At 72.3% G+C, this 18,781-nt stretch carries 18 protein-coding genes; 3 read left to right on the forward strand and 15 right to left on the reverse strand.

Features of this window, described 5'->3' with window-relative positions; translation table 11 throughout:
- Positions 1–32 precede the first annotated feature (32 nt).
- The 7 genes from ACZ5K7_RS08400 to ACZ5K7_RS08430 form a co-directional block, all read right to left on the reverse strand.
- Positions 33–1,367, reverse strand: a complete 1,335-nt coding sequence (locus ACZ5K7_RS08400) for a beta-xylosidase (RefSeq protein WP_468911874.1) — start codon at positions 1,365–1,367, stop codon at positions 33–35.
- A 154-nt stretch (positions 1,368–1,521) separates the two neighbouring features.
- Positions 1,522–1,989 carry a hypothetical protein gene (locus ACZ5K7_RS08405; protein ID WP_450971583.1) on the reverse strand — a complete coding sequence of 156 codons (468 nt, stop codon included), beginning with the start codon at positions 1,987–1,989 and terminating at the stop codon, positions 1,522–1,524.
- A 489-nt stretch (positions 1,990–2,478) separates the two neighbouring features.
- Entirely contained in the window at positions 2,479–2,829 is a 351-nt protein-coding gene (locus ACZ5K7_RS08410; protein ID WP_468911878.1) for a cytidine deaminase, read from the reverse strand.
- 50 nt (positions 2,830–2,879) lie between these two features.
- Positions 2,880–3,239 carry an MmcQ/YjbR family DNA-binding protein gene (locus ACZ5K7_RS08415; protein WP_351691366.1) on the reverse strand — a complete coding sequence of 120 codons (360 nt, stop codon included), beginning with the start codon at positions 3,237–3,239 and terminating at the stop codon, positions 2,880–2,882.
- Positions 3,236–4,537, reverse strand: a complete 1,302-nt coding sequence (locus ACZ5K7_RS08420; protein ID WP_351691363.1) for a hemolysin family protein — start codon at positions 4,535–4,537, stop codon at positions 3,236–3,238. The genes ACZ5K7_RS08415 and ACZ5K7_RS08420 overlap by 4 nt, the downstream gene beginning before the upstream one ends.
- Before the next feature lie 18 nt (positions 4,538–4,555).
- Positions 4,556–5,053 carry an rRNA maturation RNase YbeY gene (gene ybeY / locus ACZ5K7_RS08425; protein ID WP_351691360.1) on the reverse strand — a complete coding sequence of 166 codons (498 nt, stop codon included), beginning with the start codon at positions 5,051–5,053 and terminating at the stop codon, positions 4,556–4,558.
- A gap of 14 nt (positions 5,054–5,067) precedes the next feature.
- Positions 5,068–6,135: a PhoH family protein gene (locus ACZ5K7_RS08430; RefSeq protein ID WP_351691357.1), complete on the reverse strand. Its 1,068-nt coding sequence runs from the start codon at positions 6,133–6,135 to the stop codon at positions 5,068–5,070.
- 251 nt (positions 6,136–6,386) lie between these two features.
- On the opposite strand from ACZ5K7_RS08430, the gene ACZ5K7_RS08435 reads away from it, so the two are divergent.
- Entirely contained in the window at positions 6,387–7,076 is a 690-nt protein-coding gene (locus tag ACZ5K7_RS08435) for an FAD binding domain-containing protein (RefSeq protein WP_468911885.1), read from the forward strand.
- Between the two features lie 245 nt (positions 7,077–7,321).
- Here the strand turns inward: ACZ5K7_RS08435 and ACZ5K7_RS08440 are convergent, their stop codons facing one another.
- On the reverse strand, positions 7,322–8,497 hold the full coding sequence (locus tag ACZ5K7_RS08440) for a carbohydrate kinase family protein (RefSeq protein WP_468911888.1): 1,176 nt from the start codon (positions 8,495–8,497) through the stop codon (positions 7,322–7,324).
- 123 nt (positions 8,498–8,620) lie between these two features.
- Positions 8,621–9,577, reverse strand: a complete 957-nt coding sequence (locus ACZ5K7_RS08445) for a 5-dehydro-4-deoxyglucarate dehydratase (RefSeq protein WP_468911890.1) — start codon at positions 9,575–9,577, stop codon at positions 8,621–8,623.
- A gap of 108 nt (positions 9,578–9,685) precedes the next feature.
- On the opposite strand from ACZ5K7_RS08445, the gene ACZ5K7_RS08450 reads away from it, so the two are divergent.
- Together ACZ5K7_RS08450 and ACZ5K7_RS08455 are read left to right on the forward strand one after the other, a co-directional pair.
- Entirely contained in the window at positions 9,686–10,465 is a 780-nt protein-coding gene (locus ACZ5K7_RS08450; protein ID WP_468911893.1) for an IclR family transcriptional regulator, read from the forward strand.
- 373 nt (positions 10,466–10,838) lie between these two features.
- Entirely contained in the window at positions 10,839–12,023 is a 1,185-nt protein-coding gene (locus tag ACZ5K7_RS08455; RefSeq protein ID WP_468911896.1) for an MFS transporter, read from the forward strand.
- Here ACZ5K7_RS08455 and ACZ5K7_RS08460 read toward each other — a convergent pair.
- From ACZ5K7_RS08460 to ACZ5K7_RS08485, 6 genes are all read right to left on the reverse strand, one after another.
- Positions 12,020–13,012, reverse strand: coding sequence for an adenosine deaminase (locus ACZ5K7_RS08460; protein ID WP_450971586.1), 993 nt, complete (start codon positions 13,010–13,012; stop codon positions 12,020–12,022). The two genes, ACZ5K7_RS08455 and ACZ5K7_RS08460, sit on opposite strands and share 4 nt — an antisense overlap.
- A 20-nt stretch (positions 13,013–13,032) precedes the next feature.
- The gene (locus tag ACZ5K7_RS08465; RefSeq protein ID WP_351691336.1) at positions 13,033–13,938 is read right to left on the reverse strand and encodes a ribonuclease Z; all 906 of its coding nucleotides are present in this window, start codon (positions 13,936–13,938) and stop codon (positions 13,033–13,035) included.
- 15 nt (positions 13,939–13,953) lie between these two features.
- Complete coding sequence (locus ACZ5K7_RS08470) at positions 13,954–14,307, reverse strand: histidine triad nucleotide-binding protein (protein WP_351691333.1); 354 nt, start codon at positions 14,305–14,307, stop codon at positions 13,954–13,956.
- Positions 14,308–14,455: 148 nt separating this feature from the next.
- The gene (locus tag ACZ5K7_RS08475) at positions 14,456–17,680 is read right to left on the reverse strand and encodes a S41 family peptidase (RefSeq protein ID WP_468911901.1); all 3,225 of its coding nucleotides are present in this window, start codon (positions 17,678–17,680) and stop codon (positions 14,456–14,458) included.
- A 46-nt stretch (positions 17,681–17,726) separates the two neighbouring features.
- Positions 17,727–18,293, reverse strand: coding sequence for a hypothetical protein (locus ACZ5K7_RS08480; RefSeq protein ID WP_450971587.1), 567 nt, complete (start codon positions 18,291–18,293; stop codon positions 17,727–17,729).
- A gap of 93 nt (positions 18,294–18,386) precedes the next feature.
- Positions 18,387–18,779, reverse strand: coding sequence for a VOC family protein (locus ACZ5K7_RS08485; protein ID WP_351691326.1), 393 nt, complete (start codon positions 18,777–18,779; stop codon positions 18,387–18,389).
- Between the last annotated feature and the right edge of the window lie 2 nt (positions 18,780–18,781).

The following is an 18,781-nucleotide window of genomic DNA, read 5'->3' on the forward strand; positions in this document are numbered from 1 at the left end:
CATCAAGGCCCGGTCGCCACAGAGGAGGTGGCTCAGGTGAGCGTCAGGGTCAGGACTCCGGAGTACGAGCCCGGGGGCGTGAACGCCGGTACGTCCAGGGAGAGTCCGGCGCCGACCGTGAACTCGCCGCCGGTGGCCGTGGCGTCCGGGGTCGACGCGAGGGTCGCTCCGGAACCGCCGACGGCGCCCGCGGAACCGGCCGCACAGGTGCTCGGGCTGCCCGCCTTGGTCGCGCAGGACGGGGTCCAGCTGAGCTTCCCGGCGTCGATCTTGGCGCCGGGGCCGGTGAAGTCGGTGACCTTGCCGGTGAGCGACCAGCCGGCCGGACCGCCGCGGAAGTCCTTGACGGTGACGGTCTGCAGCGCACCGGTGGACGCCCCGCCCTGACCGAAGTCGACCGCCGACAGCGCGACGGAGTCCCCGGCCTGGGACATGGACAGGGTTCCCGCCTTGACGGTGGTCGTCAGCTTCTGGCTGCCGTCCGGTACCGGCGTGGTGTCGTTGACGACGTAGGCGGCCGGACCGGCCCCCGCCGTGTCGCTCCACGCGCTGCCCTCGTACGCCACGATCCCGGTCGTCGTCTTGTCGTTGACGGTGATCGGGGCGCTGAAGGAGCCGTCGGAGCCCGCGGTCGCGGTGGCCGTGTCCGCGGTCTGGCTGGTCCCGGACCGCCCGGCGAGCGTGACGGTCGCGCCGGGTGTGAAGTTCTGCCCGCTGACGGTCACGCTGTCACCGGGGTTCCCGGAGGCCGAACTCAGGCTGATGGCACGGTTGTTGACCGGGGTCGAGTCGGTCGCCGTGACGGTCTCCGACACCGGGGCGGGCGGGTTGGTGACCGTGCAGGGGGTGTCCAGCTCCAGGATGTAGCTGGTGTGGATGTTGTAGTCGCCGGGCGAGAGCGTGATGGAGCCCGGCGAGGTGACCGTGAAGGTGCCGGTCATGGAGAACGACGGGAAGGTCCCGTAGCCGGGCACCGGGTCGTTCTTCTTCGGCCCGGTGACCGTGACGGCCCCGGTCTGCGCGCCCCCCAGCGTCACCTTCCCGGTCGGCGTCATGATGTCGGCCGGCAGGGCGAGGGCGGTGGGGTTGTTGGCGGCGGGCGTGACCACGGTGTAGGTCACCGTGACCGTGTCGCCGACCTTCGGGGTGGTGTCGTCCACCGAGATACTGGCGGTGGTTGTGCCGTCGATCGGCGGCAGGCCCGCGACGGCGGGCGGGATGCAGTGCGTGGCGAAGTCGACGTTCGTTCCGGCGGCACCGGCCGGACAGGCCAGCGCGCCCCCCGTCGTGACCGCGAGCGCGGTCGCCCCGAACAGTGAGATCCAGCGCCACCGTCGGGATCTTCGTGATCTTGGGGGTGAACCCATGGAAGCCCCCTCCTGAGGGATGCGGGCGCAGCGGCTCCTCTGCGCCGACAGGGGGCCATTGATGTGGAGGGCGCGTGAGAAGTCAATGGAGATGCCGCAGAAACCTGACGGTTCATCAGCTTCTGCGGCATCCGGAACGGACCCGTCAGCACGCTCAGAAGACGAACGGGCCCGGAGACTGGGCGGCGCTGGACGTACAGGTGACGGTGATACCGAAGATGACCATCTTCAGCGAGCCACCGTAGAAGTCGAGGCTGTCGCCGGAGGCGACGGTGCCGGGCAGCGGGCCGACGGTGACGGCGCTGCCGGCGGCCATGGCCGGGTTCACGGTGCCGCTGAAGACGACGTTGCTGCCGGTGGAGTTGGCCATGGTGAGCGTGGAGGCGATGGAGTTCGCCGACAGGGCGAGCGGGGTGGTGATCGCGCTGGAGGTGAGCGTGAGGGTGGCCGAGGTACCGCTCTGGGTCGCGGTGAGGGTGGCCGCGCCGCCGCCGAAGATGCCGCAGCTGGCGGTGACGGTGGCGGTGGTCGGGGTGACGGCGGCGGCCGAGGGGGCGAAGGCCAACGCCGTGGCGGCGAGGGCCCCCGCCGCGAGTGCCGCACCGGTGGTCAAGCGTTTCATGGAGATCGGGCTCCCTTCCCGTTACGTGGGAATGCCATGTGGGGATGGCGACCCCGGTCCGGGTGGATGCGGGCACACCGCGGGGCGCCGATTCCGACGCCCCGCCCAGATCTGACGGTCCGTCGGAACTTACGGTCCCATTGATACGCGAGAGACGCAGACCGACAAGGTTGAAATTTGGCCGACTGCGACGGGGCGGGGGCGGAGGCGCCGAGGGGGTGGCGGTCAGGCATGTGGTTCAGTGCGGCTGAGTGGGGGCTTGTCGCGCGGTTCCCCGCGCCCCTTCGGGTGGGAGCAGTGGGGGTGCTTTTCGAGGGCGCCGTCTCGATGCACGCGATCGTGGCGCCCCGAAAGGGGCGCGGGGAACTGCGCGACCAGCCACAGCGGCGCCGCACCCGCCTCCAGTCAGCCAACCCCCACCCTTCCCTCGACGGAGTCAGAGAACGCCTCGCTTCTCAGCGGAGCGAGTCGGATGGGTGGGTGGGAAAGCTACGCGGGGACAGTGAGCCGTACCGCCCCGTCCGGCCCCGCCAGCAGCACCGGCGTCCCCGGCCCCCCGAGATCCCGCACCGCCGCCAGGTCCCCCGCGTCAACCCCTTCCGCGCCGCTCACGACCGCCGCCGCCTCCAGCGACTCCGCCCCCGACGCCACCGCCATCGCCACCGCCGTCCGCAGCGCGCTCAGCTTCAGCGAGGCCAGCTCCACGGTCCCCGCCACATACGTCCGTCCCGTCGAGTCCCGTACGGCAGCCCCCTCGGGCACCCCGTTACGGGCCCGGGCCGACCGGGCCAGGGTGACGATCTTGCGGTCCTCGGGATCAAGCGCGCTGCTCTCGGTCATGCCCCGAGCATACGAACAACTTGACTGGGTCAGGCACCCCGGTCACCGCGTCACGCCCGGTCCAGCCGCAGCCGCTCCGCTCTCGGCAGGCCGGCCACGACGAGGTCGTACGAGTCCTCGATCAGCTCTTTCACCAGGCGGTCGGGGAGGCCGCCGTCCACGGTCACGGTGTTCCAGTGGCGCTTGTTCATGTGGTAGCCGGGGATGATCAGGCCCTCGTGGTCGGCGCGCAGCCGGACCGCGTCGTCGGGATCGCACTTGAGGTTGACCTTCAGCGGGCGGGCGTCCATCCAGCTCAGCGCGAACATCTTGCCGAGGACCTTGAAGACCGAGATGTCCGGGTTGAACGGGAAGTCCTCCTCGGCCGCGTTGAAGGAGAGGCAGAGGGCGCGGAGCCGGTCGGGGGTCACTCGGGCTCGTCCTTCGGGTCGTCGGCCACCGGCACCGGCTCCACCAGCACCGTCACGATCTTGTTCCGGCGTCCGGCGGCGGCCTCCGCGGTCAGGGCCAGCCGCCGTCCGTCGGGGAGTTCGACCTGGGCGGCGGCACCCGCGATGGGCACCCGGCCGAGCGCCTTGGCGAGCAGCCCGCCGACGGTCTCCACGTCCTCGTCGTCGTACTCCTCAAGGCCGTACAGCTCGCCGAGGTCGGTGATGTCGAGGCGGGCGGTGACCCGGTAGCGGTCGTCGCCGAGGTCGGTGACGGGCGGGAGTTCCCGGTCGTACTCGTCGGTGATCTCGCCGACGATCTCCTCCAGGATGTCCTCGATGGTGACGATCCCGGCCGTGCCGCCGTACTCGTCGATGACGACGGCGACGTGGTTGCGTTCCTTCTGCATCTCGCGCAGCAGGTCGCCGGCGTTCTTGGTGTCGGGCACGAAGAACGCGGGCCGCATGGCGGTGGAGACCAGGTCGGACTCGGCGTCCCGGCTGATGTGCGTCTTGCGGACCAGGTCCTTGAGATACACGATGCCGACCATGTCGTCCTCGCTCTCCCCGGTGACGGGGATACGCGAGAAACCCGAGCGCAGGGCGAGGGTGAGGGCCTGGCGGATGGTCTTGTACCGCTCGATGACCACCAGGTCGGTGCGCGGCACCATGACCTCGCGGACGAGGGTGTCGCCCAGTTCGAAGACCGAGTGCACCATCCGGCGCTCCTCGTCCTCGATCAGGGACTCCTTCTCGGCGAGGTCGACCAGGGCCCGCAGTTCGGCCTCGGAGGCGAACGGGCCGCGCCGGAAGCCCTTGCCGGGGGTGAGGGCGTTGCCGATGAGGATGAGGAGATACGGGATCGGGCCCATGATGCGGGCCAGCGGCAGCAGCACGTACGCGGCGGCCGTGGCCGTGTTCAGCGGGTGCTGCCGGCCGATGGTGCGCGGGGAGACGCCGACGGCGACGTACGACACGAGCACCATCACGCCGATCGCGGCGAGCAGCGCCTCCCAGGTGGTGGGGATCTCCTGGAGGCAGGCGTAGGTGACCAGGGCCGCGGCGGCCATCTCGCAGGCGACGCGGACCAGCAGCGCCACGTTGAGGTAGCGGGTGGGGTCGGCGGCGATCTGGGCGAGCTTGGCGCTGCCGCGCCGCCCGGACTTCACGGCCTCCTCGGCGCGGAAGCTGGAGACGCGGGCGATACCGGCCTCGGCGCAGGCGGCCAGCCACGCCACGACGACCAGGGCGATCGCTCCGGCGACGATCTGCGGACTCATACGAGGACGACCACCCGGCTAGGAGACCGTCGGCGCCGGGGAGGGACCGGTCAGGCCCTTCTCCCCCCGCCAGCCGTCCACGATGGCCGCCTGCAGCCCGAACATCTCGGCCTTCTCGTCGGGCTCCTCGTGGTCGTAGCCGAGCAGGTGCAGCACGCCATGGACGGTGAGCAGCTGGAGCTCCTCGTCCATGGAGTGCTGGGTGTCGGCCTCGGCCCCCTGCTTCGCGGCGACCTCCGGGCAGAGCACGATGTCGCCGAGCAGCCCCTGCGGCGGCTCGTCCTCGTCCTTCGACGGCGGCCGCAGCTCGTCCATCGGGAAGGACATGACATCGGTCGGCCCGGGCAGGTCCATCCACTGGATGTGCAACTGCTCCATGGCGTCGGCGTCCACGACGATCACCGAGAGCTCGGAGAGCGGGTGGATGCGCATCCGTGCGAGCGCGTAGCGGGCGATGTCGAGGATCGCCTGCTCGTCGACCTCGGTTCCGGACTCGTTGTTGACGTCGATCGACATGGCGCTGTGCTTGTCTACTTCCCCTTGTGCGCGGACTTCGGACGGCCGCCCTTGGGCGTGCCGTTCTCGGTGCCGTGCTCGCTGTCGTACTGCTCGTACGCGTCGACGATACGGCCCACCAGCCGGTGCCGTACGACATCGTGGGACGACAGCCGGGAGAAGTGCACGTCCTCCACACCCTCCAGGATGTCCTGCACCTGGCGCAGACCGGACTTGGTCCCGCTGGGCAGGTCGACCTGGGTGATGTCACCCGTGATCACGATCTTCGACTCGAAGCCGAGCCGGGTGAGGAACATCTTCATCTGCTCGGGCGAGGTGTTCTGGGCCTCGTCGAGAATGATGAAGGCGTCGTTGAGCGTACGGCCGCGCATGTACGCCAGCGGCGCCACCTCGATCGTCCCGGCCGCCATCAGGCGCGGGATCGAGTCCGGGTCGAGCATGTCGTGCAGCGCGTCGTACAGCGGGCGCAGGTACGGGTCGATCTTCTCGTAGAGCGTGCCCGGCAGGAAGCCGAGCCGCTCACCCGCCTCGACCGCCGGCCGGGTCAGGATGATGCGGTTGACCTGCTTGGACTGCAGGGCCTGCACCGCCTTGGCCATGGCCAGGTAGGTCTTGCCGGTACCGGCGGGGCCGATGCCGAAGACGATCGTGTGCTTGTCGATCGCGTCGACGTACCGCTTCTGGTTGAGGGTCTTGGGGCGGATGGTGCGGCCGCGCGAGGACAGGATGTTCTGTGTCAGAACCTGGGCCGGGGTCTCCTCCGGTCCCTCCCCGTTCTCACTCGCCCGCAACATGGCGATCGAGCGTTCCACTGCGTCCTCCGTCATCGGCTGTCCGGTGCGGAGCACCAGCATCATCTCGTCGAACAGGCGCTGTATGAGGGCGACTTCACGGGCATCGCCGACCGCGCTGATCTCATTGCCCCGGACATGGATGTCGGCCGCCGGGAAGGCCTTCTCGATCACGCGCAGCAGGGAGTCGCCGGATCCCAGCACGGTGACCATCGGGTGCTGGGCGGGAACCTCGAACTGAGCTCGGGCCTGCTGCTGCGCGGGAGTCTGAGCTGTGGGTGTCTGAGTCATGGGCCGGCGCTTAAGGCCTGCGGTTCCTCCTCATCACGGCCGCGTAGCTGAGGGCGGCCTCGCGATACCAAGCGTACGACGCGGGGCTGACAACGCCGTAGGCCTTTTCGCGGGGAAAGGCGCCCCGGATGCAGCCGTGAGCCCTGCATGCGCTCCTGCACGCCGGGGCAGAATCCGGGCCGTCACTGCCCTACGTGGTCGTGGGGCCGCGTTCGCTCCACGCCACCTGTACGTACAGAAAGCAGGTAGCCGTGCTGGTGCGTCTGCCCACGTCGGTGTCCGAGGCCCGGGAATGCCTGGCCGAGGGGGCGATACCAGTCGGCGGTGCGACCCTGATCTGGGCCGTCTGGCAGCGGGACGGCTTCCCGGAACAGGCGGTCTCCCTGCGGAAGGTGCCGGAGGCGACGGCGATCGGGGACGGGGTACTGGGCGGCGCGGTGCTTCTGCACCAGGTGGACGACCGGGTTCCCGAGGTGCTGCGGAAGGCGGCGAAGGGGGTCGGCACGGGGTCGGTACGCCGGACGGCGACGGTGGGCGGGAACATCGCCGGGTCGAGTCTGCGGGATCTGCTGCCGGCGGCGATCGTGCTGGACGCGTGGGCCGAGGTGCTCACGGCGGACGGGGTGGACGAGGTGGACCTGTCCGAGGTGGCAGCCAAGTCACCGGTGCTGCTGGCGCTGCGCTGGCGGGAGCCGGTGAAGGGCGTGTACGCGAAGGTGGCGGACCCGGCGGGCGGCGAGGTACCGACGATCGCCGCGGCGGCGGTGGACACGGAGGGTGTGCTGAGGGTCGCGGTGCGGGAGGGGTATGTGGTGAGCAGCGGGAGGGTGGGGGCCGAGGGGGGCGGGGTGGAGGAGCTGTTCGCCGGGGCGTTGTCGGGGGTTTCGGAGGCGGGGCGGGAGTTGGTGCGGGAGCAGGTTGCCGGGGTGCGGGGAGAGTAGGCCGGGGCCGTGCGGGCTTCGTCGTCGGCCGCGGGCCGGTGGGGGCCGATCGCGCAGTTCCCCGCGCCCCTTACGGGGCCCGTCGTAGCTGCGGGCAGGCGTGCCTCCCCCGTGCCTCAAGGGCCTGGGAGGTGCCCCCAGGGGGCACGGGTGGGCGCTGGGGGTACCCCTCTGGGGGAGGCACCGGGCCGACGCCGTGAGCGAAACCCCCCGCCCCAGCCCCCACGCACCCGCACCCTCGGAGGTCACCCCGCGCGCCCGAACCCGATCGTCGGCACCGCCCTCCGCAGAGGCCACGGCCTCACCTGGTCCTCCTCCGGCACCAGGCCCTCCAGGAACGCGTAGCGCCGCAGCGCCGCCGGGTCCTGGCCCGGCACCGACTGGACCTTGCGCCACCACGCCCCGATCTCCGACCAGCCCGGCGCGGACAGCGAGCCGCCGAAGTCCTGGACGGAGAGTGCCGCCGTGAGGCCGGCGAAGGCGAGACGGTCGGCCAGCGGCCAGTCGGCGAGCGTGCCGGTGACGAACCCGGCGACGAAGACGTCGCCCGCGCCCGTCGGGTCGAGGGCCTCCACGGCGATCGCCGGGACCTCCGCGGACTCCCCGGTCCGCCCGTCGACCGCGTAGGCCCCCTCCGCCCCGAGGGTGACGACGGCGAGGGGTACGTACTCGGTGAGGGCATGGGCCGCGGCGCGCGGGGAGTCGGCGCCGGTGTACCGCCGCGCCTCCTCCGCGTTCGGCAGGAACGCCTCGCAGTGTTCGAGATCGGCGAGCCCGGCCAGGTCCCACGCGCCGGTGTCGTCCCAGCCGACGTCCGCGAAGATCCGGGTGCCCTCGGCGGCGGCCCTGGCGATCCAGGGGTTGCGTTTGCCGGGCGTGAGGGAGGCGACGGCGGCACGCGCGTGGGCCGGGTGGCCGGGGGCGTTCTGCTGCCGGAACAGGGTGTCGGCGGGCGGCTCGTGGCCGTGCGAGACCATGGTCCGCTCGCCCTCGTACGCCATGGACACGGTGACCGGCGAGTGCCAGCCGCGCACGGTCCGCGACGGGGAGAGGTCGATGCCCTCGCCCTGTTCGAGGGCGTCCCAGCAGTACTCGCCGTAGTGGTCGTCGCCGAAGGCCGCCGCGAGGGAGGTCTTCAGGCCGAGCCGGGCGAGTGCGGTGGCCATGTTGGCGATGCCGCCGGGGCTGGAGCCCATGCCCCGGGCCCAGGACTCGGTGCCGCGTACGGGGGCGGAGTGCAGGCCGGTGAAGATGATGTCGAGGAAGACGGTGCCGGTGAGGTAGACGTCCCAGGGCGGATCGTCCGGCGTGCGCAGGCCGGCCAGCGGGTCGACCTGCGCGGCGCAGTGCGGTCTTGTTGCTCCTCTGTCGTCGTCGAGGTACTCCGGTTCCTCTCCGGCGAACGCGTTGGACGCGGTCACGGTGCGCTCCCTGGACGTGGTGCGGATCCGGCCAGTCTGCACCATGTCGGGACAGCGGCGGCGGCTCTCGCCGTACGACCGCCCGAACGAGCACCGCTGCCAGCGCGGCACGGCCGCTGTGGTTCACCCCGGCTCGGCCACCGGCATCGCTCCCACGAGGTCGAGTCCGGTGGTCAGCAGGGCTTTGAGGTCGGCGAGGTCGGCGGCCGAGGGGTCGGTGAGCGGGGCGCGCACCGGGCCGACGGGACGGCCGCGCAGCCGGGCCGCCGCCTTGACGAGGGACACGGCGTATCCGGGGACGCGGTCGCGGAGTTCGACGAACGGCACGTAGAAGTCGCGCAGCAGCTTGTCGACCGTGCCGTGGTCGCCGGCGTCGAGGGCGGCGAAGAAGGCGTCGGCGATCTCGGGGGCGAAGGCGTGCACGGCGGAGGAGTAGGCGGGGACGCCGACGGTGGCGTAGGCGCGGGCCTGGATCTCGGCGGTGGCGGCGCCGTTGAAGAAGAGGAAGCCCTCCGGGGCGGCGAGGGTGAGCCGCTGGAGCCGGTCCAGGTCGCTGTGCCCGTCCTTGAGCCCGATCACGCCGGGGATACCGGCGATACGGGTCAACGAGTCGGCCGTGAAGGCGACCTGTCCGCGCTGGTAGGCGATGAGCGGAAGGGATGTCCGGGCCGCGATCCGCTCCAGCTGCGCGACCAGCCCGTCCTGCGGGGCGGCGACGAGATAGTGCGGCAGCACGAGCAGGGCGTCGGCGCCGGCCTCCTCGGCGACCCGGGCGAACCGCACGGCCTGCGCCCAGCCGTACCCCACCCCCGCGACCACGGGCACGCGGCCGGCGGCCTCCTCCACGGCGACGGCCACGACCTGCCGGTACTCGTCCTCGTCCAGCGAGAAGAACTCCCCCGTCCCGCAGGCCGGGAAGAGCGCACCGGGCCCGGCGGCCAGCTGCCCGCCGACGTACTCCCGGAATCCGTCCACGTCCAGGGACTCGTCGGCGTGAAAGGCGGTGAGCGGGAAGGACAGCACCCCGCCCGCCATCCCGTCCCGCAGCCTCCGCACCACGTCCTCCGGCTGTCCGGCCACCGAATCCATCTCCCTATGTAGACGTCATCCACGTATAAGAACCAAGACTAGATATGCGAACGCCCCCCGTCAACGGCGCACGACGCCCCACCCCTCTACGATCTGCACATGTCCGAGACAGCAGGCGTCCGCGAGGTGAAGTCAGCGGCGCGCACGGTGGAGCTGCTGGAGCTCCTCGCGGCCCGCGGCGACCGCCCGGCCCGCCTCCAGGAACTGGCGGACGAACTCGGCGTCCCGCGCAGTTCGATGTACGCCCTGCTCCAGACGCTGATCACACGGGGCTGGATCCGCACGGACACGACCGGCTCGCTCTACGGCGTCGGCATCCGCACCCTGCTGACCGGCACGACCTACCTGGACTCCGACCCGCGCGTCCGCCTCGTCCGCCCCTACCTGGACGAGGCGTCCGGGACGCTGGGCGAGACCATCCACCTGGGCCGCCTGGACGGCCCGAACGTGGCGTACCTGGCGACCCGGGAGTCACACGAATACCTGCGCACGATCAACAGGGTGGGTCGCCGGCTGCCGGCCCACGCGGGCGCCCTCGGCAAGGCGCTCCTCGCGGAACGCCCCGACGAGAACCTCTCCGAGGGCCCCTACGAGCCGCTGACCCCCCGCACGCGCACCACGCGGGACGCGCTGGCCGCCGACCTCGCCGGGATCCGAGCCCGCGGCTACGCGATCGACCGCGAGGAGGCCGTCACCGGCATCGCCGGCTTCGGCTTCGCCCTGCGCTACGACGCCCCGGCCCAGGACGCGATCAGCTGCTCCGTACCGGTGACCCGCCTGACCCCGGAGCACGAGGCGGAGATCGTGTCGGTGATGAGAGAGACCCGGGCCAGGATCGAGTCGGCAACAGCCCCCGGCGGCACGGTCAACTGGCGCTGACCACAACGTCTCCGTCCAGGGGCGCGACAACACGTCAGCAAGCAACTCCGCAGCCGACCCGGGCACACGGGACCTGTCAGCACGCGGCTCCACAGCCGACCCAGGGGCGCGGGGCCGTATCGATATGCGGCTCCGCCGCGTGGGCGCGACCAGCCACCCGCGAGCCGCACCAGCGACGCTGCCGAACCCCTACGGCGCGCGGCGCTGCTACCCCTCCCCCCACCCCCCAAACAGAACATGACCCACATCACACCCCCCGCCCTTCTTCCGCCCTCCCCCGCTTGATACAAATTGCCCGCGCGTTCCTGTCCGTCGACGGCCTGCGCCCAACCCCCCTCCTCCGTCGGTCCTTTCGCATGCCCTGGGAACGCCCGTGTTCGCCCGCACCACCCCCTGGCCCCTCGTCGCCCTTTTCACGGCCGGGTACCTCGCCCCGTACCTCCTCCCGACCACCGTCGGCAGGCTCGAATCGGGGCTTCCGATCTCCGCCACCCAGGCAGGCGCCATCGGCAGTGCCCTGCTGCTGAGTTCCGCCGCGGCCGGCTTCCTGCTGGCGTCCCGCGTGGACCGCGTCGGCCCCCGCGCCCTCGCCCGCGCAGGCCTCCTCCTCACCGTCCTCGGCTACGGCGGCGCCGCCCTCACCACCCACGTCCCGGCCGTCGTGGCCGGTGCGATCATCGGCGGCTTCGGCTCCGGCACGGTCACCGCGGTGGCCGCCACCGGCATCGCCGCACAGCGGGACCCGCACCGCACCACCACCCTCGGCCTGCTCGGCGTCTCCGCCCTCGCGGGTGCCGTCTATCTGACGGTCCCGCACCTCGGCCCCGGCCACGCGCAGCCCCTCGCCGCGATCGCGCTCACCGCGCCGGCGGTCTGGCCGCTGACCTCCCGGCTGTCCCCCCGTACCGCCCCGGCCCTGCCCTGCACCGCGACCGGCTCCCGCCTCCCGCACCTGCGCTCGGGTCTGCTGCTGGCCGCCGCGATGCCCTGCTGGTCGGCCGCGCAGAACTCACTGTGGGGCGTGAGCGGCCGGATCGGCCTGACGCAGGCGCATCTGAGCGAGGTGACCGTCGGCGTGGTGTTCGCGGTGGCGCTCGGCGCCGGTCTGCTGGGCGTGGTCGGCGCGGGCGCGCTCGGCCCGCGGCTCGGGCAGGCCCTGCCGATCGGTCTCGGCACCGCCCTGATCGCGGGGTGTATCGCGCTCAGCGCGTCCGCCACGGACCTGACGACGTTCGCGTCCGGCGAGATCGCCTGGAACCTGCTCTATCCGGTCGTCCTGTCGTACGTCATCGGCCTGGCCGCCGCCCTGGACCCGCGGGGCCGCTGGGCGGTGCTGGTCGGGTCGGCGTCGTCGCTGGGGACGGCCGTCGGCCCGATGACCGGCAGCCTGCTGTCGGCCCGGGCCGGTTTCCCGGCGATGGGGACGGTCCTGGCGGTGGGTCTGCTGGCGGTCGCGGTCCCGCTGACGGCGGTGGCGCTGCGGCGCAGGACCACCACCGTCACGACGACCCACCCGGCGCTCACCGACGAGACGGTACGGCTGGACGTCGCCGCCTAGCCGAACTCGTAGGCGTCCACCTCGGCGAGGTACCGGGCCCGCAGCTCCTCGTCGTCCTCCAGGAAGGACGCGAGGAAGGAGTTGCGGGCCAGCTCCCGCAGCCGCTCCTCGGACAGGCCCAGGGTGTCGGCGACCGCGCGGAAGTTGTCGTCGGCGTACCCGCCGAAGTAGGCCGGGTCGTCGGAGTTGACCGTGCACAGCAGGCCCGCGTCGAGCATCGCCGGCAACGGATGCTCGGCGAGCACGTCGACCGCGCGCAGCCGCACGTTCGACAGCGGGCACAGCGTCAGCGGGATCCGCTCCCGCACCAGACGGGCGACCAGGTCCGGGTCCTCCATGCAGCGCAGCCCGTGGTCCACGCGCTCCACCCCGAGCACGTCCAGCGCCTCGGTGATGTAGGCGGGCGGCCCCTCCTCACCGGCGTGCGCCACGCGCCGCAGCCCGAGGTCGGCGGCGGCCTCGTACACCTCGCGGAACTTGGCCGGCGGGTGTCCGACCTCGGCGGAGTCCAGCCCGATCCCGATGATCCGGTCGAGGTGGGGCCGTGCGGCCTCCAGTGTCTCCAGCGCCGAGTCGGCGGACTCGTCCCGCAGGAAGCACATGATCAGCCGGGTGGAGATCCCGTGGTTCTCGGCGCTTCGGCCGAGTGCCCGCCACAGCCCGTCCACGACCGTGCCGAGCGGCACGCCCCGGGCGATGTGCGCCTGCGGATCGAAGAAGATCTCGGCGTGCCGCACACCCTGCGCGGCGGCCCGGCCCAGATAGGCGTTCGCGAGGTCCTCGAAGTCCTGCTCGGTGCGCAGGACGGCCATGAGCTCGTAGTACAGGTTCAGGAAGGACTGCAGGTCCTTGAACCGGTAGGCCTCGCGGAGGGCGTCGGTGTCCGCGTACGACAGCTCTACGCCGTTGCGCGCGGCGAGCCGGAACGCCAGCTCCGGCTCCAGGGTGCCTTCGATGTGGAGGTGCAGTTCAGCTTTGGGGAGGGGCATCAGAGCATGGTACGGCCGTTTCACCTGCGCTTCGGAACCGGCACTCGGAGCAGGTCGTAGGCGACGGTCAGCTCGCCCTGGTAGCCGGCGGCCCGCGCCTGCCGCTCGAACTCCTCGGGTTCGGAGTAGCGCTGGCTGAAGTGGGTCAGCACGAGGTGTCGTACGCCCGCGTCCCGCGCGACGGCCGCCGCCTGCCCGGCGGTCAGATGGCCGTGTTCCGCGGCGAGTTCGGCGTCCTCGTCGAGGAAGGTGGACTCGATGACGAGCAGGTCGCAACCCTCGGCGAGCGCGTGCACGCCGTCGCAGAGCCGGGTGTCCATCACGAACGCGCACCGCTGCCCGCGCCGCACCTCGCTGACCTGGTCGAGGGTGACGTCCCCGAGGACGCCGTCGCGCTGGAGACGGCCGACGTCCGGGCCCTTGATGCCGTGCGCGGCGAGCCGTTCGGGCAGCATGCGGCGGCCGTCGGGCTCGACCAGCCGGTAGCCGTAGGACTCGACCGGGTGGGACAGCTTCCTGGCCTGCAGCGTGTACGACGGGGTGACGGCGAGGTCGCCGTCCGCGTCGACCGGGACCTCGGTGATGCCGACGGTCTCCCGGTAGGCGGTGGCGTACCGGAGCCGGTCGAAGAAGCGCTGCCCGGACTTCGGGTAGTGCGCGGTGACCGGGTGCGGGACCTTGTCGAGGTTGACGCGCTGGATGACCCCGGCGAGGCCGAGACAGTGGTCGCCGTGGAAGTGGGTGACGCAGATCCGGTTGAGGTCGTGCGCGGCGACCCCGGCCCGCAGCATCTGCCGCTGGGTGCCCTCGCCGGGGTCGAAGAGGATGCCCTCGCCGTCCCAGCGCAGCAGGTAGCCGTTGTGGTTGCGGTGCCGGGTGGGAACCTGGCTGGCGGTGCCGAGGACCACCAGTTCACGGACGGACACGGTGACTTGCCCGGGTTATCCGGGCGGCCACTGCAGGCCGCGGCCGCCGATGACGTGCGCGTGGGCGTGCCAGACGGTCTGGCCGGCGCCGCTGCCGGTGTTGAAGACGATGCGGTAGCTGTCCAGCTTGTCCTCGTCGGCGACGGCCTGCGCCTCACGCAGTATGTCGGCGGCCACGGCGGGTTCGCCCGCGGCGAGCTCGGCCGCGTTCTTGTAGTGGACCTTGGGGATCACCAGGACGTGGGTGGGTGCCTGGGGGTTTATGTCCCGGAAGGCGACGGTGGTGTCCGTCTCCCGGACGATCGTCGCGGGGACGTGACCTGCGACGATCTTGCAGAAGAGGCAGTCGTCCTGGGGTTCCCCTGGCATGCGGTTTCCTTCCTGGGCACCGTGATCGATCTTCCGGGGCATCGTATCGCCGTCGGGTACTCGTCCGGTGGGGGCTGAGCGCTCCCACGCGGCGGAGCCGCACACCGGTGCGGCCCCGCGCCCCTTGGGCGGGACCTGGCGCCCCTCGTCAGATCGGCAGCGTCGGCGGCACCTTCGCGGGCGTCGTCTCCAACGCCTCCAGGGCGATCCGCACCGCCTCGTCCAGTTGCGGGTCCCTCCCCGCAGCCCAGTCCTGGGGGGTCTGGACGACCTCCACGTCCGGGTCGACGCCGTGGTTCTCGACGCCCCAGCCGTAGCCCTCCAGCCAGAACGCGTACTTGGGCTGGGTGACCAGGGTGCCGTCGACCAGGCGGTAGCGGCTGTCGATGCCGATCACGCCGCCCCAGGTGCGGGTGCCGACCACCGGGCCGATGCCGAGCGCCTTGATCGCCGCGTTGACGATGTCCCCGTCCGAGCCGGAGAACTCGTTCGCGACGACGACCACCGGGCCCCGGGGCGCGTCGCTCGGGTAGCTGAACGGCCGCATGCCGCGCGGCAGGTCCCAGCCGACGATCCGGCGGGCCAGTTTCTCGACGACGAGCTGTGAGGTGTGCCCGCCGCGGTTCTCCCGGACGTCCACGACGATCCCCTCGCGGGCCATCTCCACGCTCAGGTCGCGGTGGATCTGGGCCCAGCCCGGCGCCTGCATGTCCGGTACGTGGAGGTAGCCGAGGCGGCCGCCGGACAGCTCGTGCACATGGGCCCGGCGGTCGGCCACCCACGCGTGGTAGCGCAGCGGTTCCTCGTCCGCGACCGGGACGACGACGGGGTGGCGCAACTCGCCGCCGCCCGTGGGGGACACGGTCAGTTCGACGGCCTTGCCGGCGGTGCCGACGAGGAGGGGGCCGGGTCCGGTCACCGGGTCGACGGAGCGGCCGGCGACGGCCACGATCGCGTCGCCGGGGCGTACCGCGACGCCGGGTGCGGCGAGCGGGGAGCGGGCGCCGGGGTCGGAGGTCTCGGCGGGCAGGATCCGGTCGATGCGCCAACTGCCGTCCGGGTGCCGGGAGATGTCGGCGCCGAGGAGGCCCTGGCGGGCGCCGCGGCCGTAGCCGCCGTTCGGGGTGACGTAGGCGTGCGAGGTGCCGAGTTCGCCCTGGACCTCCCAGAGCAGGTCGACCAGGTCGTCGTGGGTGGCGACGTGGTCGACGAGCGGGCGGTAGCGGTCGAGGACGCCGTCCCAGTCGACGCCGCCGAGGTCCGGCCGCCAGAACTGGTCCCGCATGATGCGGCCGGTCTCGTCGAACATCTGCCGCCACTCGGCGGCCGGTTCGACGGTCTGCCGGACCCGGGACAGGTCGACGGTGATGTTGGTGTCGCTGTCGTCGTCGTTCGAGGCACGCCGGTCGCTGGGTACCACCTTGAGCTTGCCGTCGGCCCACAGCAGGACGCGTTTGCCGTCGCCGCTGACCTCGAAGTGGTCGGCGTCGGAGGCGAGGTACTCGATGCGCTGCTGGGCGAGGTCGTAGCGTTCCAGCTCGGTCTTGGGGTCGGGGTCCTCGGGGTGGGCGCGGGAGGCGCCGAGCACGCCGCGCACCGGGTGGCGCAGCCACAGGACGCCGTCCTTGGCGGCGCGCAGCCCGGAGTAGCGGCCGGCCTCGACGGGGAAGGGCACGATCCGGTCGGCGAGGCCCTCCAGGTCGATCCGGGTGGCCGGGGTGCCCTCGGCGTCCGGGGTCTCGTCCTTGTCGGGGGTCTCGAAGGGGCGGCCGTGCCGCTGCGGGCCGAACGGCGAGGGGGTGGTCGCGGCCAGGGTGATCAGGTGCGGCCGGTCGCCGACCACGAAGGCCAGGTCGAAGACGTGCTCGTCGTAGACCGGGTCGAAGGAGCGGGTGGAGAGGAAGGCGAGGTGTTTGCCGTCGCGGGTGAAGACGGGGTCGTAGTCCTGGAAACGCAGCGGGGTCGCCTCGGTGACGGTGAGGTCGGTGGTGTGGGCGACACGGAGCTGGGCAAGCCCGCCGGCTCCGGGGTGGGACCAGGCGAGCCAGCCGGAGTCGGGCGAGAACGCCAGCCCGGAGACGTCGCCGTCCTCGCTGCGGTCGACCTCGCGGACCTCGCCGGTCTCGCGTTCGACGAGGAGCAGCCGTCCGTCGTGGGCGGCGACCGCGACCCGGCCGCCGTCGGGGGCGACGGCGAGGTCCAGGACCCGGCCGAGCTGTCCGGCGGCGAGCCGGCGCGGGGTGGAGCCGGGCACGGCACCGGTGGCGGGGGCGAACTCCAGGGCGTCGTCGCCCTCGGCGTCCGTCACCCACACCACCCACTCCTCCGCGTCCGCGCGGAAGGTGACGGGCAGCCGGGCGCGCACCCCGGGCTGGGCGGCCAGCGCGCGGGCCGGCCCCGACCGGTGGGTCACCCAGTGCACGCCGCCGCGCACCAGGACGGCGCTGCCGCGCGCGGTGTGGTCGGGCGAGGCGGAGCTGAACCAGCGGGCCGCGTTGACCGGGCGCGGCTGCCGGTCCACCCGGGACCCGCCGAGCCGGATGTCCAGCCGGCGCGGTTCGGCGCCCTCCAGGTCGTCGAGGAGCCAGAGTTCACCGGCCGAGGCGTAGACGACCCGGTTGCCGTCACCGGCCGCGTGCCGGGCGTAGAAACCCCCTAGGGGGGTGTGCCGGCGCAGGTCGGAACCGTCGGCGAGGGACGAGTACAGCGCGCCGGTTCCCTCGTGGTCGGAGAGGAAGGCGATCCGGTCGCCGGCCCACACCGGGTGTTCGAGGTTCCCGTCCAGCTCCTCGTGCAGCCGGACGAACTCCCCGGCACCCTCCCCGTCGTGGCCGTCCCGGTCGATCCACAGCTTGCCCGCCGTACCGCCCCGGTACCGCTTCCACCAGGCCGCCTCCCGGCCCATGGGCGCGGACAGCAGCACGGTGTGCGGCCCGAAGGCGACATGGCCGACCGGGCCGTACGGCAGGACGGTGGACGGTCCGCCGTCGAGCGGGACGGTGCGGGCCCAGCTGCGCCGGAGGCTGGACTGGCCGTAGGTGCTGATCGCGAGGACCTGCCCGTCGGCGGTCCAGCCGCGCACCTGGGTGCGGGAACTCCCCCAGTGCGTCAGGCGTTCGCTGCTGCCGCCCTCCACCGGGGCCGTGTGCACCTCGGGGGCGCCGTCGCGGGTGGAGGTCCAGGCGACCGTGGTCCCGTCGGGCGAGATGCGCGGCGTCGTCACGGGGACGTTGTCGGCGCTGACCCGCCAGGCCCGGCCGCCGTCCAGGGGCGCGAGCCACACGTCGTCCTCGGCGGTGAAGGCGACCAGGTCGCCGTGGACATGGGGAAATCGGAGGTAGGACCGCGGTCCTGTCGCTGCACCCTGAGTCACCCGCTCAGCCTATGCATCGCGACCCGATCGCGGTGGCCGATTTCGATCACTTGCCCTGCACCGGCCGGCACTGGGGGTCGCTCTGGCACCAGACGGTCTTCGTCACGGTCACGGTGGCGCCCGGCTGCTGCCCGTAGGTGGGCGGCCGGTAGGTGCTGTACGCCGGTCCGGGCGTGGCGTCGCAGTCGCCGAGGCCGTTCACCCGGAACCACTCCTTGCCGCCCACCTTCGCGACGAGGTTCCCGCGCACACAGGCGCCGCTGACCGCCTTGGTGACCCGTCCGGTGACGGTGATGTCCCGGCCGTCCTTGGTCCTGCCCCGGCAGTCCACGGAGACGACGGTGGTCGCCGAGGCCGAGGGCGTCCTCGGGGCCGACGAGCCGTAGTTGCCGGTGCAGGTGAGCCAGCTGACGTCGACGTGCTGCCGTTTCAGCTCGGCGGTGGCGGTCCGGTCGGTGGTGTACGCGACGGTCGCGGAGTTCAGGTCGGTCGGCTGACAGCCCACCACACCGCCCACGGCGACCACCGCGAGCCCCGCCACGGCCGCCGCTCTGGTCACGCTCGCCCGGCGCGTCACGCGCGGCCGGCGCCAAATCGGCCTCAATGCCCCCATGGAGGGCAGCCTGCCACCGTCGGCTCCGTGACGGTAGGGGGCATACGGCCACTCACGTGTTCGGAGAGGTCCCCCTGGCGGCCGACGGGTTCCTCAGGTGCGCAGCAGCAGCCACTCCTGGAGTTCCACCAGGTTGCCCTCCGGGTCCTTGAGGTGGGCGACGCGCATGCGTTCCGTCATCGGCGCCGGCCCGTGCACCAGCACCGCGCCCCGCGCGGCGATCTGCTCGCAGTAGGCGTCCAGGTCGTCGACGCGCAGCACCACCAGCGAACGGTGCCCGGTCGCGGTCTCCCCCAGCTCGCCCAGCACTTCGGCCATCATGGCCCGGTCCTGGAGGGCTATCCCCGCCGACCCGGCGTGCGGGCTGAACTTCTCGTACGGTCCCTCGCTCGCCCCCGACTGCGGCTTCAGCCCGAGCACCTCGGCGTAGAAGCGGTAGCAGGCGGCGAAGTCGGAGACCAGGAGCCGGACTTGGGCGAGTTCCACGG

It is taken from the genome of Streptomyces sp. NPDC031497, from assembly GCF_055580905.1.